This is a genomic window from Rhizobium sp. BK661, assembly GCF_024808825.1.
In the GTDB taxonomy this organism is placed as follows: Bacteria; Pseudomonadota; Alphaproteobacteria; order Rhizobiales; family Rhizobiaceae; genus Rhizobium.
The window spans coordinates 56,992-74,973 of record NZ_JANTYT010000016.1; the positions used below are offsets into that span (position 1 = coordinate 56,992).

4 protein-coding genes are annotated in these 17,982 nt (G+C 60.0%); 3 read left to right on the plus strand and 1 reads right to left on the minus strand.

The annotated features are described in order from the left end of the window. Positions 1-44: 44 nt before the first annotated feature. Positions 45-1,361 carry a polysaccharide biosynthesis/export family protein gene (locus FHX16_RS24295; RefSeq protein WP_259130813.1) on the minus strand — a complete coding sequence of 439 codons (1,317 nt, stop codon included), beginning with the start codon at positions 1,359-1,361 and terminating at the stop codon, positions 45-47. 339 nt (positions 1,362-1,700) lie between these two features. Here FHX16_RS24295 and FHX16_RS24300 point away from each other — a divergent pair, with 339 nt between their 5' ends. The 3 genes from FHX16_RS24300 (at position 1,701) to FHX16_RS24315 (ending at position 17,909) form a co-directional block, all read left to right on the plus strand. Continuing rightward, a complete protein-coding gene (locus FHX16_RS24300) occupies positions 1,701-3,149 on the plus strand; it encodes a Wzz/FepE/Etk N-terminal domain-containing protein (protein WP_259130815.1) in 1,449 nt (482 codons plus the stop codon). 132 nt (positions 3,150-3,281) lie between these two features. Then, complete coding sequence (locus FHX16_RS24305; RefSeq protein WP_183756515.1) at positions 3,282-4,028, plus strand: CpsD/CapB family tyrosine-protein kinase; 747 nt, start codon at positions 3,282-3,284, stop codon at positions 4,026-4,028. Between the two features lie 849 nt (positions 4,029-4,877). Then, positions 4,878-17,909 carry a peroxidase family protein gene (locus FHX16_RS24315; RefSeq protein WP_310503149.1) on the plus strand — a complete coding sequence of 4,344 codons (13,032 nt, stop codon included), beginning with the start codon at positions 4,878-4,880 and terminating at the stop codon, positions 17,907-17,909. Positions 17,910-17,982: the final 73 nt, after the last annotated feature.

Consider the following 17,982-nt stretch of genomic DNA (forward strand, 5'->3'; position numbering starts at 1 on the left):
GATTTGATCGAGTTCGCCAGGATTGCATTGTTACCGCAGGTGGATCATTGACTCGTGGTCGGCGCAGTGACTTCACCAGCGTCTTGGGAAATTGACGCCAAAGGTTGCAAGTCGGCGCGTAGGGTCACCTTCAACACGTCGCCGGGCGCCATTGTTGACGTTTCAGATGCGTCGATCTCAGCATTCTTCTCACTCTTGCCAGGTCGAACAATGGTGAACTCAAGCCTCGGTGGTTCTCGTGCTTGAACGGCGCTGCCTGACGACAGGGCCTCAGTCAACACTTTCTGGATAGTCTCTTTCTTCAACATGAGCTGACTCATCATTGCCTGCTCCGCCTGCAAGTCAGACGCGATTTGCGTTTGTCTCTTGTCGTAGAGTCCTTCCAAATCCCGCGTCGTCTGGCTTATGCTTTGGCGCGCACGCATGATTGCAACGGTCAGGTCGAGGCGATCGCCCTGATAACCTCTAATGACACGCTCGGCGTCTGCTTGACGGGTTGGGACAAGAACGCCTTTCTCGATGAGGGAGACCGTGCTTTCAAGCTGTTGTTGCATGGACGCAATGTTGAGGTCCGCGCTTTTGGTTTTTTCCTCGAGTACTTTTATCTCTTCTGACAAGAGGTCGCGCAGGGCACCAAGTGATTTGGACTGTCTAGAAAGTTCGTTGGCCCTGGCGGAAAAAATCGTTTGCTCCTGTGTGTAAATGGCGTCCGAATAGGCCGTCGCGTCAGAGCTCTGCTTTGGAACTTGAAAAGTCTTTTCCCCCGCCAATTCGGCCTTGAGGCGGGCGATCTTCACTGTGCTGCGGACGATCGAATTATCGATCTCCTTCAGGTCTCCCACCATTTTTGTAACATCGGCGGAGTTCTGTAAGGTACTTGCAGCGCGACGCTGGCCCCCACCCATTGCAAAGGCCTGAAGGACGGTGATCCCGCCGTGGAACTCATACTCCCCGGGCTTCTCGACATCGCCAACGACATAGATCGGCGGGTACTTCAAGACTTCGACAGTGGCGGCGGGTTCATCTACCAGTCCAATCTTTTCCTTTAGCCGCTTTGCTATAGTAGAGGCCAGGGTCACCTCATCCAACTGGTCAACCGAAATAGGCCCAAGGAGTGGAACAGCAATGGTTCCTTCCTCAGACACGGTGTACTCGCCTCCTACGGTTGCCCATTGCTCGTAACTACCCTTTGTCGGCATCCACTGCACGAGCGTCAGACGAATTTTCGTATTGGGAAAAAGAGGGCCTGCAACAGCGGAGCCGACACCGGTCAGGAAGGAAGCGGCCACGGCAAGGGTGATGGCCCGGGAGATTCCACGAAGAAGCTTGCTGCTGCGTGCCCGACGTTGCTTTTCTTGCATCAGCTAGGTTCCGGATTGTCTACAATACTCAAGATACGCCAAACGGGTCGATGTATACCAACACGATCCAGCGTTATATTAGTGTTCCAAGCTTTTAATGCGCAAGTGCGCACGTATTACCAATAATGCTTACAGTTTTAGCGCGTCCACGGGGAATGAAGACTAAAGGTTATTGGCATGGGTCGAGGAAAACGACTTGGTTGCGATACTGCATCACCCAAATGGACTAACAGGCACCAGGTGATGTCTCCACTATAGATCAACTATCGTCGCCTCGAGAACTGAATGAAGATGGGGTCAACTCCGCCGCTCTGGTTCTCAAGTTCGGATGAAATTGTAATGGGTGACATTGATGTTGGTTTCTATCTTTCCATTCTGCGACGGAGGCTGCCCTATATCGTTGCGTGCGTGACTGCGACTACGCTGATCGCTCTTGCTATTGCTACCCTCATGCCGCGTAGTTACATGTCGGCTGCCAAAATCCTTGTCGAGGCACCACAAATTCCAGCAGCTCTGGTCCAGTCTACCGTCCCTACAAGTTCACTTGGCCAATTGCAGATCATCCAGCAGCAACTGACAACACGTGACAATCTCGTCAAACTGGCGGCCAAACTGAATATCTTTGCGGGTGAAAAGGAACAGCCTCCGGTCGATTCTCTTGTTAAGAATCTTCGCTCGAGAATCACTTTTGAGCAAACCGAAGTCAGCAGTGCCGACGGCGCGTCTGTCTTCACGATCGGTTTCGAGGCCAGCAGCCCGGCCTTGGCGGCAAGTGTCGCCAATGAACTTGCAACGTCCATACTGACCAGCAATCACAAGCAAAGAAACGACAGTGCCGGCAACACGCTGAGGTTTTTCGACGACGAAGTAAAGAGACTGGACGGCGAGCTCAATCACATCGAGGCTGATCTCCTCAAATTCAAGAACGACAACAGGGACACGCTGCCTGAAAGCCTCACGTTTCGCCGTACCGAGCAGGGTGGTTTACAGGAGCGGTTGATATCGCTTGATCGTGAGCAATCGGACCTGCGCACCAGGCGCAGTCTCTTGGTCGAAACCTACATGGTTACCGGGAAGTACCCGACAGGGGAACCGCTAACGGCCGAACAACAGATGTTGCTCGATCTGAACAAGGCGCTCTCCGATCAGCTGACGGTATTTGAAGAGACCAGCCCCAACATCATTTCACTGCGAGCTCGTATCGCCGCCGTTCGAGCGAAGGTCGTTCCGGAGAAACAGGGGAATGGAGATTCCAAGGCCCAGTCCGGGCTGGACCTTCAGTTATCCGATGTCGACCGGCGTATAGACGCGATCGATAAGGAAAAAGCGCAGATCAGTGCAAGGATCGCGGCTCTCAATCAGTCCATCGTTGCGACGCCGGCAACTGATATTCGATTGAATGCCTTGGAGCGAACGCTCGCGAACACGCAATCGCTCTACAGCACGGCGATCTCCAAGCGGGCGGAGGCATCGCTCGGCAAGCAGATTGAGACGCGGTCCGATGGTGGGCGCTTCTCGCTTCTGGAGGAGGCCACAGAGCCGCTGCAGCCGATGCGATCCAAGCGCCGCCTCATCGTTTTCGGCGGTTTTGCCGCGGGGCTCGCATTAAGCTTTGCGATCATTGCATTGCTCGAATTTTTGAACAAGACGATCCGCCGGCCAAGTGAACTCGTCCAGATGCTTGAGGCACAGCCGTTAGCGGTGATCCCATTCATCCCCACACCTTACGAAAATCGAACGCCGCCCTTGAAACGAAAGCTCAACAGCGTCACGCGAATGTTCCGCTGACAGAGAATGAGGCACGGATGACGTGCGTTAATGTCAAATTAAAAACCGAGTAACGTCATGGTTCGACGTAGGGATCGAGGACAGGTAATGGAATCTGTTGGCAGATCGTCGCGTAGTAGAGGAATTTCCGAGATGGACGATCGCAGTCTTGTCATGTCCGAGCCGCTCGGAATTGTAAGGGGGGCATGGGAAGGGCTTTCTCCGCTGGTCGTTGACCATGAGGCAGCCGCCAATAATCGCATCATCACCTTGAATCGATCGTCTTCGGCCCACGCCGCTTTCGACATGATGCGCACGAAGCTGTTGCGTATCCTCAAACAAAACAACTGGACCTCGGTTGCGATAACATCTCCCACGCCGGCCTGTGGCAAGACCTGCATTGGGCTGAATCTTGCCTTCAGCCTCGCCAATCAAAAGGATTGCCGGACGGTCCTGATTGACCTTGACCTCAGGCGCCCGCAGATCGGCAAAACGCTCTCGATCAGAAGTTCAGGCTCTATCGAGAGCTTCTTGAAGGGCGATGCGGGTTTGCGAGAGACATTCTTTCGTTACGGAGACAACCTGGCAATCGGACCAAACCGGCATCCAGTGCAATTTTCGGCCGAGCTCCTTCAAAGCGCCGCGGCCGCAAAGTCCCTCGAAGAGATGCGTCAGGAAATGAAACCAGACGTCATCCTGTATGATTTGCCCCCGATGCTCTCTACCGACGATGTGCTCGCCTTTCTTCCGAACGTGGACGGGGTCATTCTTGTTGCCGCATCCGAACAGAGCACGGTCAGTGAAGTCGATATCTGCGAGCAGAGCCTGCGTGAAAAGACAAACGTGCTCGGTGTTGTGTTAAACAAGAGTGCCTATAGCCAGGAACAATACGGCTACTAGACCGGTGCGGAATCCATAGAGGCGAAGTCGACGACGAAGAAGTTAAACACCTTCGGTCAAAAAAGGCGTGCAGTGTAGGGGGATCCATCCTCGCTGCTGCGAGCGTGTCGAGCCTTGCAGCGACCCTCGGGCCAGTTCGCGGTCTTCGGCACCGTCCGCCAGGCCATAGCGCGACTGCGCGGGAAGCCGTGGCCTTGTTTTCGAGGACGTTGAGACGCGGTCCCGTGTCGTTGCCGCATTGATTCTGCCTCATTGGCCACGACGTCGGCGTTTCGATCACCATTTTGCTAACTGTAACTTCCGACGGCACTCCCATTCGAATGTAGCTCGTCAATGTCATTGGCAGTCCCCGCTCGCCTTGGTTGAGGGAAGGCAATCACTGGCGCGGGGTTGCCAAAGCGTAGGCCCGAAAGCTGCAACAAGAGGGGCCCGAATTGCGGTCACGACAGCCGCCTCCCTCTCCCAAACCCGGTTCGCTAGGCCAGTGTGTGTCGTTGATCTGAACCGGACGGTCTCCGACCTCAGTGCCAAATCGCTTCCCTCTCAATAGGAGTGCGGCTTCTGGCGGATAGTCACTATCGCCGAAAAAGCGGCCTTGGTCTCAGACCAAAGTCTCGACAAAGAGCGACCATAGTGCCGTCGATGGCTGGACGGTTGTCCAGATGATTATGCGACCTAGTCCCCTCGTGCACTGACCCCTGGAACTGCATAATCATCGAAGGGTGGTCCTTGAGGACCGACCAACTGTCTCGGCCATAGCTTCGGCGACGTAAGCAGCCCGCAGCGCACTTCGTTTGTGCGAAGGGCGAAGCTTTGTCCAGGGCGAAGGGCAACTTTGGGGAGGGTGTTATGGTACAATTCATTCGTTCAGATCTGGATTTCATCCTGCAGCAAATCATTATTGCGGAGCGCAATGCTAACGGCGAGAGCCTCACCGACATCCTGCCAAACGCCGAGGTGCCCCTGGGCCTCCGGACCGTCGACGGATCTTTCAACAATCTGGTTCATCCCGAATTCGGCGCCGCAGATCTGGCTTTCCCGCGCCTTACCGACCCATCCTTTCAGGCCGCGGAGAGCGGCACGAGCTATGCGACACCGGGAACGACGGTTGTGGATTCCGAGCCGCGCACGATCAGCAACCTGATCGTCGATCAGACGGACAACAACCCGGCAGCTCAGGCCGCAGCCGCCCAGACGCCCGGATCAAGCGTCGTCATGAGCCCCGGGCTGGACGGTCTGTTCGGTACAGCTGACGACACTCCAGTCAACTTCATCCCGAACGTCACCGCTGATGCAGGCCTGTCGGCGCCGTTCAACGCCTGGATGACCTTCTTCGGCCAGTTCTTCGACCATGGACTCGATCTGGTGACCAAGAGCCAGAGCCAGACCGAAGTTGTCTTCATCCCGTTGAAACCGGATGATCCTCTTTTCAGCACGGCGCCTGGCGCTCTTAATTTCATGGTCCTGCAACGAGCTGCGCGCGGACTGGACGCGACCAACACGACTTCACCCTTCGTCGATCAGAGCCAGACCTACGCCTCGAACCCCTCGCACCAGGTATTCCTGCGCGCCTATGAGCTGAATGCCAATGGCGATCCCGTGGCGACTGGCGAACTTATTACCAACCGCAATCTCGGGGCGGACGGCCTGTTCGGGACCGGCGACGATGTCGAGATCGGTGGCATGGCAACCTGGGCCGTGGTGAAGGCACAGGCTCGCGACATCCTCGGCATCAATCTCACCGATGCTGATGTCGGCAATGTGCCGGTTCTGGCTGTCGATGCCTATGGGAATTTCATCAAGGGGCCGAACGGGATGCCGCTGGTCATGATGACCGACGGTTCCTTCACCGAGGGCAACCTGGCCGCGCCGATCAGCCTCGCCGGCGCGGCCCGCACCGGCCATGCCTTCCTGAACGACATCGCGCACAATGCCGATCCCACCGGCAAGACCCCGGATGCGGACAACATCGTCAACACCGGCCCGCTTGCTGCCGGCCAATACGACAATGAGCTTCTCGACGCGCACTACATCGCCGGCGACGGCCGTGTGAACGAGAACATTGGCCTTACCGCCGTGCACGCTGTGTTCCACTCCGAGCATAACCGGCTGGTCGAGCAGACCAAGGACACGGTGCTGACATCCGGCGATCTTGCGTTTCTCAAGCAATGGCTGATTCCCGATACAGGGCCAGACACCTTCCCGACTACATCGGAAGAGATCGCCGCCCTGCAGTGGAATGGCGAACGCCTATTCCAGGCTGCGAGATTCGGCACGGAGATGCAGTATCAACATCTTGTGTTCGAGGAGTTCGCTCGCACAGTCCAGCCTCAGGTCGATGAATTTCTAGCGCCGAACGGCTACGATACCACGATCAACCCGGCGATTCTTGCCGAGTTCGCACATACGGTCTACCGCTTTGGCCATTCTATGCTGACCGAGACGGTCGATCGCCTGGATCCAAACTTCAATACCGTCGGTGGCGACCCGCAACTCGGCCTGATCGCGGCGTTCCTCAATCCGCTTGCCTATGCCAATAGTGGCCTGACGCCCGAACAGGCGACCGGCGCGATCGTTCGCGGTGTAACCCGCCAGGTTGGCAACGAGATCGACGAATTCGTCACCGAGGCATTGCGCAACAACCTGCTTGGCCTGCCGCTCGACCTGCCGGCGCTGAATATCGCGCGCGGCCGTGACACCGGCATTCCCTCGTTCAACAACGCGCGGGCCGAATTCTTCGCCATGACCGGCGACAGCCAGCTCAAGCCTTATATCAGCTGGGCCGACTTTGCCGATCATCTCAAGCACGCGGAGTCGCTGATCAACTTCATCGCGGCCTATGGCACGCATCCGTTGATCACCAGCGCGACGACATTGGTCGACAAGCGCGCGATTGCGACCGCGATCGTCCTTGGCGGAGCCGGAGCTCCGGGCGACCGCTTAGATTTCCTGAACGCCACCGGCGCCTATGCCGGTGGCTCGCTTGGCGGCCTCAACGACGTCGATTTCTGGATCGGCGGCCTTGCGGAAGAAAAAATGCCGTTTGGCGGCATGCTCGGCTCGACCTTCAACTTCGTCTTCGAGACCCAGCTTGAATCGCTGCAGAACGGGGACCGCTTCTACTATCTGTCGCGCACGGCTGGCATGCATTTCGGCACTGAGCTGGAAAACAACTCCTTTGCCAAGCTGGTGATGCTGAATAGCGACGCGACGCATCTGCCGAACGCGATCTTCACAACACCTGCCTTCACGCTCGAAGTCGACCAAACACGGCAGCACACCGGGCTCGGTGCCGATGGCCGCGCGGATCCGACCGGCGGTCTCGAGATCAATGGCATCGAAGTTGTTCCTCTTGTTATTCGCGACAATCCGGCGACGGGTGGAGTGGACACGAACTATCTCCACTACACGGGCGAGGACCATGTCGTTCTCGGTGGTACGGCTGGCGATGACATCATCATCTCGAGCGAAGGCGACGACACTCTTTATGGCGATGGCGGCAATGACCGGCTCGAGGGGGGCACGGGTAACGACACAATTCTCGGCGGCGACGGCGACGACATCCTGTCCGACTCGTTTGGCGACAATCGCATTGAAGGCGGCGCCGGCAACGACGTCATTGTCGTCGGCAGCATGTCGGTTCTTGGCAACCTGATCCTCGGCGGTGACGGCCAGGACTTCATCATCACCACGGAAGACATCTCGACGACGTTCGGCGGCACCGGCGACGACTTCATCCTCGGTGCCAAGACCAATCTGCCGCCGACCGGCAATGAAGGCGACGACTGGATCGAAATGGGTACTCAGGACGGAGCGCCCGGCGACAACTTCTCGCCTGTGCTGGCCGACGACGTGATCGGCAACGACATCTTCATCGGTGGCGGCGGCTTCGACGAAATGATCGGCGAAGGCGGCGACGATATCTTCACCGGCAGCGACGCCCAGGACAAGATGGACGGGATGTCGGGCTTCGACTGGGTCACCTATCTGAATGACCGCTTCGGCGTGACCGTTGACCTGACGCTGGCTGCGTTGGCGCAACCACACGGCGCACCGGCGACCAACATCGGCGCTTTCCAGCCCATCGGCGCTTCGCCTGCCTCGATCCTCGACCGTTTCGCGGAGGTGGAAGGCCTGTCAGGTTCGAGGTATGCCGACGTACTGCGCGGCGACGACGTTGACGCCGTCACGATCGTCAACCATGGCGGCGCCACCGGTGGCGCACTGACCAACGTTGCACTGATCGACCAACTCGACGCGCTGCTCGGGGGTGCCGGGCTGTCGACGACGGGATTTGCGACCGGCAACATCATCCTCGGTGGTGACGGCAGCGACATCATCGAGGGCCGCGGCGGCGACGATCTGATCGATGGCGACAAGTGGCTGAACGTGCGTATCGGCGTCTATGCGGCCGATGACATAAATCACACCGGCACGCCGATTGCCTCATTCGACAACATGGTCCAGTTGATGCCGTTCATGCTGGCGGGCACCTACAATCCGGGCCAATTGCATGCGATCCGCGAGATCATGGATGGCAGCTCGACCGGCGGAAACGCCTTCGACACGGCCGTCTTCTCGGGCAACAGGGCCGACTATACCGTCACCATCAACGACATGGGAACGGCAGACTTCAGCGACGACATCGTAACGGTCGCCGACAGTGTGGTTGCCCGCGATGGCACGGATACGCTGACCCATATCGAGCGGCTGCAATTCGCGGATGAGGCCCAGGTCGTCGTGCCCGGCCTCAACGCGGAACCGGTTGGATTGCTTGAGATTCGCGATGCTACAACGCATGCCGCAGACGGCACACCGACAGCCGGCCAGTTGCTTGAGGTGTCGATTGCCGGCGTGACCGATGGAGACAATCCCGATTCTGGGGCAATCACCGAGTCCGTCTCCTACTACTGGCAAGTCGATCGCAATGGCGATGGCGTCTTTGAAGACATCATCCTCCTGCCAGCGGGCGACCTTGCTTTCCTGAGCGCGGATGGCGTCAACTTCCGCGTGACGCCAGACCTTGTTGGCTTACCTATCCGTGTCAAGGCCTACTACCAGGACGCCCATGGTGTGACGGAAACGGTCTTCTCGGCACCGACAGCAGCGATCGCCGCTGCACCCGTCGTCCCGCCGACCGTCGCAGCTCCGCTCAACGAAGTCACCGCCGGCGGCGCCGGCATTCATATGGCGGTCTCCGACCTGCAGTTCATTCTTGATCAGATCAAGATTGCCGAAGCCCACGCGAACGGTGCGAGCCTCCTGTCACTGATCCCGAACGTTCGCTCGCCGCTTGGGCTGCGTGCTGTCGACGGCTCAAACAACAACCTCGTGCATCTCAACGGTATCGACCAGAGCGAATTCGGGGCGGCCGACAACACGTTCCCGCGGGTGGTACCACCGAACTTCCTGGACGAGCAGGATGAAAGTCCATTCAGCCTGGGACCAGGCGGGCCGCCGCCCGTCACCAACACCAACTACAATTCATCGATCAGTGTCGTCGATTCGGATCCGCGCACGATCAGTAATCTCGTCGTTGACCAGACCGCCAACAACCCGGCGGCCTACGCTGCCGCGTTTGATCCGGGCCTGAACGGACAACTCGACTTCGGCGCCCCGGGTAACGACGACGTCCTGAAGGACGGTGTCTCGATCGTCAAGAGCCCTGGAATCGACGGTCTTTTCGGCACGGCTGATGACCGCGACGTCTTCAAGATCGACGCGGTCGCGCCTGACGTCGGCCTTTCGGCACCGTTCAATTCCTGGTTCACGTTCTTCGGCCAGTTCTTCGACCACGGCCTCGACCTCGTCACCAAGGGGGGGAACGGCACCATCTACATTCCCCTGCAGCCGGACGATCCGCTTTATGTCCCCGGCGGCAATTCGAACTTCATGGTGGTGACGCGGGCGACGCAAGCAGGCCCAGACGGCATCCTGCTCGACAACCCGGCGACCGCCGTTGACGAATCCGCCGACAATACCCACGCTGGCACCAACACTACGACGCCATTTGTCGACCAGAACCAGACCTATTCCTCGCATCCATCGCACCAGGTCTTCCTGCGTGCCTACAGTCTGGACGGTACCGGGGCGCACGCCACCGGCAAGCTGATCACCAACTGGGATCTCGGCGCGGATGGTCACTTCGGCGGCGGTGATGATCGCGAGATCGGCGGCATGGCGACCTGGAAGGTTGTCAAGGCACAGGCCAACGACATCCTTGGCATCAATCTCACCGATGCAGACTTCGACAACGTGCCTCTGCTGGCGACCGACGCCTACGGCAATTTCATCAGGGGGCCGAATGGCTTCCCGCAGGTGGTGATGAAGGGGGCTGACGGCATCGGCGGGACGAGTGACGACGTCCTTGTCGAGGGTAATCCTCTTGCGCCGATCTCGCTTGCCAATGCCGTGCGCACCGGCCACGCCTTCCTCAACGATATCGCGCATAACGCCGTGCCGGTGTTCAATGCCGGTGTTCTCGCGCCCGATGCCGATACGGATACCGGAAATGCCGTTCCCGTCGGACCGGGAGGCAACAACCTTGCTTACGACAACGAACTGCTCGACGCCCATTACATCGCCGGCGACGGACGCGTGAACGAGAACATCGGCCTCACCGCCGTGCACTCGATCTTCCACCACGAACACAACCGGCTGGTCGACCAGACCAAGGAGACGGTCCTCGCGGCCAACAACCTCGACTTCCTCAAGGAATGGCTGGTTGAAGGTACCGGACCAGCTGCCTTCCCGACGACACCTGCAGAGATAGCGGCCCTGCAGTGGGACGGCGAACGCCTGTTCCAGGCAGCCAAATTCGGCACCGAGATGCAGTACCAGCATCTGGTGTTCGAGGAGTTTGCGCGCACCATTCAGCCGAATGTGGACCTGTTCTTCGCCCCGACGCAGGTCTATGACGCCGACCTCGACCCGTCGATCGTGGCCGAGTTCGCCCATACCGTCTATCGTTTCGGCCATTCGATGCTGACCGAGACGGTCGACCGCTACGATGAGAATTTCAACGTTGTGGGCGATGGAAACCCGACCGAAGCCGGCAACCAGCAGACCGGCCTGATCGCAGCCTTCCTGAACCCGCTGGCTTTCGCCGCGAGCGGGACCACTCCGGAGGATGCAACCAGCGCTATCGTACGCGGCGTCACCCGCCAGGTCGGCAACGAGATCGACGAGTTCGTGACCGAAGCGCTTCGCAACAATCTGCTTGGTTTGCCCCTCGACTTGCCGGCGATCAACATCGCGCGTGGCCGCGATGTCGGCATTCCCTCGCTGAATGCCGTTCGCCGCGACATCTACCGGCAGACCGGAAACTCCGACCTTAAGCCGTACACGAGCTGGGCCGACCTGGTGCAGCACCTGAAGCACGCGGAATCGGTGATCAATTTCATTGCCGCCTACGGCACGCACGACTCGATCACCACTGCCACGACAACGGCGGCCAAGCGCGCGGCAGCTACACTCCTCGTGCTCGGCGGAGCTGGCGAACCTGCCGACCGGCTCGACTTCCTCAACTCCACCGGTACCTGGGCGAGCCTCGCTAGCGGCGTGACCACCACAGGTCTCGACGCGATCGATCTGTGGATCGGCGGCCTTGCCGAGGAGAAGAACCCGTTCGGGGGCATGCTCGGTTCGACCTTCAACTTCATCTTCGAGAACCAGCTCGAAAAGCTGCAGGACGGCGACCGCTTCTATTATCTGGAACGCACCGCGGGCCTGGCCTTCAACGCCGAGCTGGAGGGGAATTCGTTCGCCAAGCTCATCATGGCTAACACAAGCGCGACGCACCTGTCGGCACTTGTCTTTTCGACGCCGACCTGGACACTCGAGGTCGATCCGACCAAACAGTTCACCGGGCTTGGCGCGGACGGTCGCGCTGACCCGACAGAAGGAGGCACGGATCTCAATCCGCTGGTCGTTCGCGACAATCCCGACACTGCCGGGCCTGACAGCAACTACATCAAGTATACCGGCGAAGACCACATCGTGCTTGGCGGCACCAACCCTGGCAGCCTCGCCAATCCGAGTGGCAACGACATACTGATCTCGGGTGCCGGCGACGACACCGTTTATGGCGACGGAGGTAACGACCGCATTGAAGGCGGCTACGGCAACGACCAGCTTCGCGGCGGTGACGGCAACGACATCATCACCGACATCGGCGGCGACGACAACATCCAGGGTGGCGACGGCGACGACGTGATCCAGGGCGGCAACGGCGTCAACCTGATCATCGGCGGCTTCGGCAGCGACTTCATCATCACCGGCGAGGACGCCTCGGAAGCAATTGGCGGCCAGGGCAACGACTTCATCCTGGGCAGCAAGGCCAACGAACAGGATATGGGCAATGAGGGTGATGACTGGATCGAGAAAGGAACGTCGGACGGAGCGCCTGGCGACAATTTCGACCCGCTTGGCAACGACCCGATCATCGGCAACGACGTCTTCATCGGCGACGGTGAAAACGACAAGTTCAATGCCGAAGGCGGCGACGACATCATGGTCGGCAAGACCGGCTTCGGTGACCGCTACATCGGCGGCTCCGGCTACGACTGGGCCGACTTCAAGGACAACGAACGCGGCGTCTACATCGACATCTCGGATCGCTTCTTCGACTCGCCCCAGATGCCGGGTTCGCAAACGCCGCTGATCCGTTTCGATATAGTCGAAGGCATCTCCGGCTCGCATTTTGGCGACGTGCTGCACGGCAACGACGTCGACGCTGCAGCCCTGCCCACAGAAGGCGCAACGGGCAGCGTGCTGACCAACATCGCGCTGATCAACGGTTTGCAGGAGCTGCTCGATACAGCCTACGCGGCCGATCTCGCGCCCGGGGCACACAAGACTTTCTACGACGGCGGCAATATCATCCTTGGCGGTGACGGAAGTGACATCATCGAGGGTCGCGGCGGCGACGACGTCATCGACGGCGACAAGTGGCTGAACGTCCGCATCGCCGTCTACGCGGCAGGCGACACCAACCACACCGGCCCGGAAATTGCCTCCTTCGACAGCATGGCCGATCTGGAATTCCAGGCGAGGATGCTGGATGGCACGTGGAGCCCTGGCCAGTTGAACATCGTGCGTGAGATCAAGACCGGCACGGCCGCCTTTGACACGGCGGTCTTCTCGGGCAGGCAGGCGAACTACACGATCACGACGGTCGGTGGTCTGACGACGGTGACGGACAATGTCGGCACCGACGGCACCGACCGGTTGACGAACATCGAGCGGCTGCAGTTCTCCGATGGCTCGGTCTTGCTCCCGAATGCGGCTCCCGGCGTTACGAATGCTGCGCCTTCCGGCGTGATGTCGATCCTCGACGGTGTAACACCTGTCGAGACGGCTGCTGCCGGTACGGTATTGACGGTGTCGTTTGCTGGAATCACGGATGCCGACAATGTGAGCGCCACCAATCCGACCGGGACAATCACCGGACCAGTCGACTATTTCTGGCAGGTCGAGACGGTTACCGGATCCGGCGTCTACGAGGACATCCTTACCTTCGGTGCCGGCGAGGTGGAGCGTGCCCATGGCACGAGCTTCACGGTGACTGACGGGGAGGCAGGGCTTAACCTGCGTGTGCGTGCCCTCTACCAGGACGGCCATGGGACGTTGGAGCAGATCTATTCGGCGCTGCCGCCAATACCTGGTGTTGGCGTGACCCTGGTCGGCACGCGTGCTGCTGACACACTCACAGGCACAGCGTTCGCAGACACGATCACCGGCGACCGAGGCGATGATATCATCCTTGGCCTTGGCGGCAGTGACACGATCGACGCAGGCCGCGGGGCCGATACTGTCGACGGAGGCGACGGCGACGATACCATCCTCGGCGATCGCGACAACGACATTCTCAATGGCGGTGCTGGGGACGACACGATCGACGGCGGCCGTGGTGACGACATCATCAATGGTGGCCCGGGCAATGATACGATCCTTGGCGATCGCGGCAATGACCTGATCATCGTTGGCTCCACCGACGGACGTGACATTATCGACGGCGGTCGCGACACCGATACCGTCCAGATCGTGGGCGACGCGACTACCGAGAACTTCAAGGTCTATGCCAGCGCCGATGCAATCGCGGCCGGCATCACGATTGCGGCAGCGACCCAGATCGTGATCACGCGCAATGATGTGGTCGTGGCGGAACTTGCGAATATCGAGGAGATCCAGATCACCGGCGGTGGTGGTGGCGATACGTTCCAGGTCATCGGCAATTTCGCTCCGACCACATTGCTTACCAGCACCATCACAATCGACGGCTCGGCCGGTGACGATACAGTGGACATCAGTTCGCTGACGTCAGCACACCGGATCGTGTTCACCTCGAACGGCGGCCATGACACCATCGTCGGCACTCTGCGTCCGCAGGACGTGATTAAGCTTGCACCAGGTTCGACCCTGGCTGATTACACATCGACGACGGCCAATGGCATGACCACGATGTCGAACGGCACGCACTCGGTCACCTTTGCCAGCGCCGGCACGCCGACCTTTGAGGCCGGCTCCGGTTCCGGCTCCGGCAGCGGCGGCGACACCGGTGGAAACGGTGGCGGCGGCAATGATGGAGGCGGCGGCAACGACAATCCCGGAGGCAGTGGCGCCTTCCATCTGACGGCCAGCGATCTCACCGCCCTGAAAAACCTGGTGAACGGCTTGCCGGGTGGGGAAGACAACGACGCGGTCGGCATTCGTGACCTCGAAGGCACGGGCAACAATCGCGCGCATGCCGACTATGGATCTGCCGATCAGCCCTTCATCCGTCTCACGGGTGCGCATTTCGGGGATTACAACGACACCATCCACAACCGGGATATCAACCCGCTTTTCAACGGGCTGGATCCGCGTGCGATCAGCAATGCGCTCGGCACCCAGGAACCAAACCTGCCGACCAGTGCCGAACACGCCAACAGCCTGTTCATGGCGTTTGGCCAGTATTTCGACCATGGACTCGACTTCCTGCCGAAGGGTGGCAACGGCACGATCCAGATCGGCGCAGCAGGTGCCGGACATACGCCTGGTACCGACAATCCGGCGGATCTGACCCGCGGAACGGTTTCCGGCTTCGATGCCAACGGCATTCCGGAGAACCTCAACAAGACCTCGCCCTTTGCCGACCAGAACCAGGCTTACGGCTCCGATGAGCTCGTCGGTCAGTTCCTCAGGGAAGGCGACGGTCATGGTGGGTTCAGCGGTCGGCTCTTGGCCGGTGCACCCGATCCATCCAACCCGGACTTCAACCTGCTGCCCAACCTGCGTGAACTGATCATGCATCACTGGGCCAACAACACGGTCTTTACGGCAGCTTCGTTGCCGGGTGGCCATATTGCCTTCCGCGACTACTTCGCCGGTCTGGTGGATGCTACCGGACACATCGATGAGACGATGCTGCCGCAGATGACGAAGAACTTCATGGGCAGCGGTTTTGCACTGCTGCTCGACACAAACCCCTTCATCAGCCTGCTCGATCACTATGTGGCCGGCGATGGACGGGCCAACGAGAACGTTGCCCTGACGGCGATCCATACCATCTGGGCACGCAACCATAACTTCCATGTGGCCGGGTTGCTGGAGGCTGGTTTCGCCGGTACGGCCGAGGAACTCTTCCAGGCCGCCAAGGTGATCAACGAGGCCGAATACCAGCGTGTCGTCTATACCGAGTTTGCCGACAAGCTGCTCGGTGGGATGAAGGGTGACGGCGAGCATGGCTTCAACGAGTACAACCCCGACGTCGATGCCCGCGTGTCGCACGAATTCGCGACGGCGGCCTATCGCTTCGGCCACTCGCTGATCGGCCAGAACCTGACCGTTATGGATGCGCAAGGCCATCCGACCCAGGTTGCACTGTTCGACGCCTTCCTCAATCCGACGAATGACGTCAGCGCGTTCACTGCCCCGTTGCCTCCCGGCTACGTGCCACAACCGGGTTATGAACAGCTCGGAATCAACGGCATCCTTGCCGGTGGCGTCGTGCAGCCGGCAGAAGAAGTCGATGTCAACCTCGTTGATGCTGTGCGCAACGATCTCGTCCGCAGCAGCGCTGACGTGTTCGCCTTCGACGTTGCCCGCGAATGGGATGTGGGCCTCGGCTCGATGAACCAGGTCCGCGCGGATCTCCTGGCATCGACCGATCCCTATGTGCACGAGGCTGTCGGCTTCGCCGGCGACCTCAACCCTTATACGTCCTGGGAGGACTTCCAGACCCGCAACGGCCTGTCGGACACTGTCATCAACCAGTTCCGCCAAGCCTATCCGGACCTCGTACTGCAGGCGGGCGACATTGCGAAATTCAAGCAGATCAATCCCAATATTGACGTCGCGATGCAGCCGGATGGCACTGGCGTCGTCAAGGGCATCGACCGTGTCGACTTATTCGTCGGCGGCCTTGCCGAGAAGCACATCAACGGCGGTGTCGTCGGGCAGACCTTCTGGGTCATCTTGCACGAACAACTGGACCGCATTCAGGAAGGCGATCGCCTCTACTACCTCGACCGCGTGGAAAACCTCGACTTCTACGACATCGTTGAAGAACAGGGCTTTGCCGCGATCATTGCACGCAACACCGGGCTGACTGGCCTGCCCGAAGACATCTTCGGAACCAACCAGCAGGATAATCAGGGTGGTGGCGATGATGGTCAAACCGGTGGGGGCGATGATGGCCAGACTGGTGGTGGCGATGATGGCCAGACCGGTGGTGGCGATGATGGCCAGACCGGCGGTGGCGACGATGGCCAGACCGGTGGGGGCGATGATGGCCAGACCGGTGGTGGCGATGATGGCCAGACCGGTGGTGGCGATGATGGCCAGACCGGCGGTGGCGACGATGGCCAGACCGGTGGGGGCGATGATGGCCAGACCGGTGGTGGCGACGGTGGCGGCAACGGTGGCGGTGACGATGATGGCCAAAACCAGGGCGGCGGCGATGACGATGGCTCCGGTGACGGCGGCACGGATCCGCTTCCTGTTGCGGCTCGGACATTGATCGGGACTGTTGCTGGGGATGTTCTGATTGGCGCGGCTGGTGCCGATACGATCCTTGGCGGTGGTGGTGGGGATATCGTTGCCGGCGATGCGGGCAATGACATCCTGCGCGGCGAGGACGGCGACGACGTGGTGACGGCCGGCGACGGCAATGACAGCGTCACTGGTGGAGCCGGCGACGACGAGCTGCATGGCGGGGCCGGCGACGACATGCTGTTCGGCAATGCCGGCAAGGACATGATCCATGGCGAAGCGGGCAACGACTTCATCGAGGGCGGGGCCGGCGAGGATCAGGTCTGGGCTGGTGACGGCGACGACACGGTGATCGCCTCTGCCGGTGACGGCGACGACCAGTACTGGGGCGGCTACGGCAACGACACGCTGGACTATGCGGTGGCGACGGCGAACCTGACGGTCGACCTTGGCAACGGCTTCATGCAGCGTGGCCAGGTGTCGGGCGGCAGCACCGGGACGGATGTGGTCTACGGCTTCGAGAACGTCATCACCGGTTCCGGCCACGACACGATCACGGCCACGGCTGCGGTCAACGTCATGGACGGCGGGCTCGGCAACGACACCTTCCGCTTCCTGTCGGCAGGGGCTGCCGACGGCGACGTGATCCACGGCTTCCAGCCCGGCGACAAGATCGACTTTGCGGCGATCGACGCCAATACCGGGATGGATGGGGTGCAGCACTTCTCGCTGGCCTCTGGTGGTGCGCTGACGGCGGCCGGCCAGGTGGTGGTGACGCACGAGGTGCTGAACGGCGACGAGTTCACGGTGATCCACGGCAATGTCGACAGCAACACCGATGCCGACTTCGTGCTGATGCTGAAGGGCAACTACAACCTGACGGCCAGCGACTTCAACGGCGTCTCTTGAGGGGTCGAGCGCGCCTCCCCGACCGGGGCAATCCCGGTCGGGGTTTTATTCAGGCTTATATCTTCCGACATCC

Bases quoted from the DNA above. Each gene is read 5' to 3' on its own strand.
- FHX16_RS24295 (WP_259130813.1), bottom strand. From the start codon at position 1,361: ATGCAAGAAAAGCAACGTCGGGCACGCAGCAGCAAGCTTCTTCGTGGA.
- FHX16_RS24300 (WP_259130815.1), top strand. From the start codon at position 1,701: ATGGGTGACATTGATGTTGGTTTCTATCTTTCCATTCTGCGACGGAGG.
- FHX16_RS24305 (WP_183756515.1), top strand. From the start codon at position 3,282: ATGGACGATCGCAGTCTTGTCATGTCCGAGCCGCTCGGAATTGTAAGG.
- FHX16_RS24315 (WP_310503149.1), top strand. From the start codon at position 4,878: ATGGTACAATTCATTCGTTCAGATCTGGATTTCATCCTGCAGCAAATC.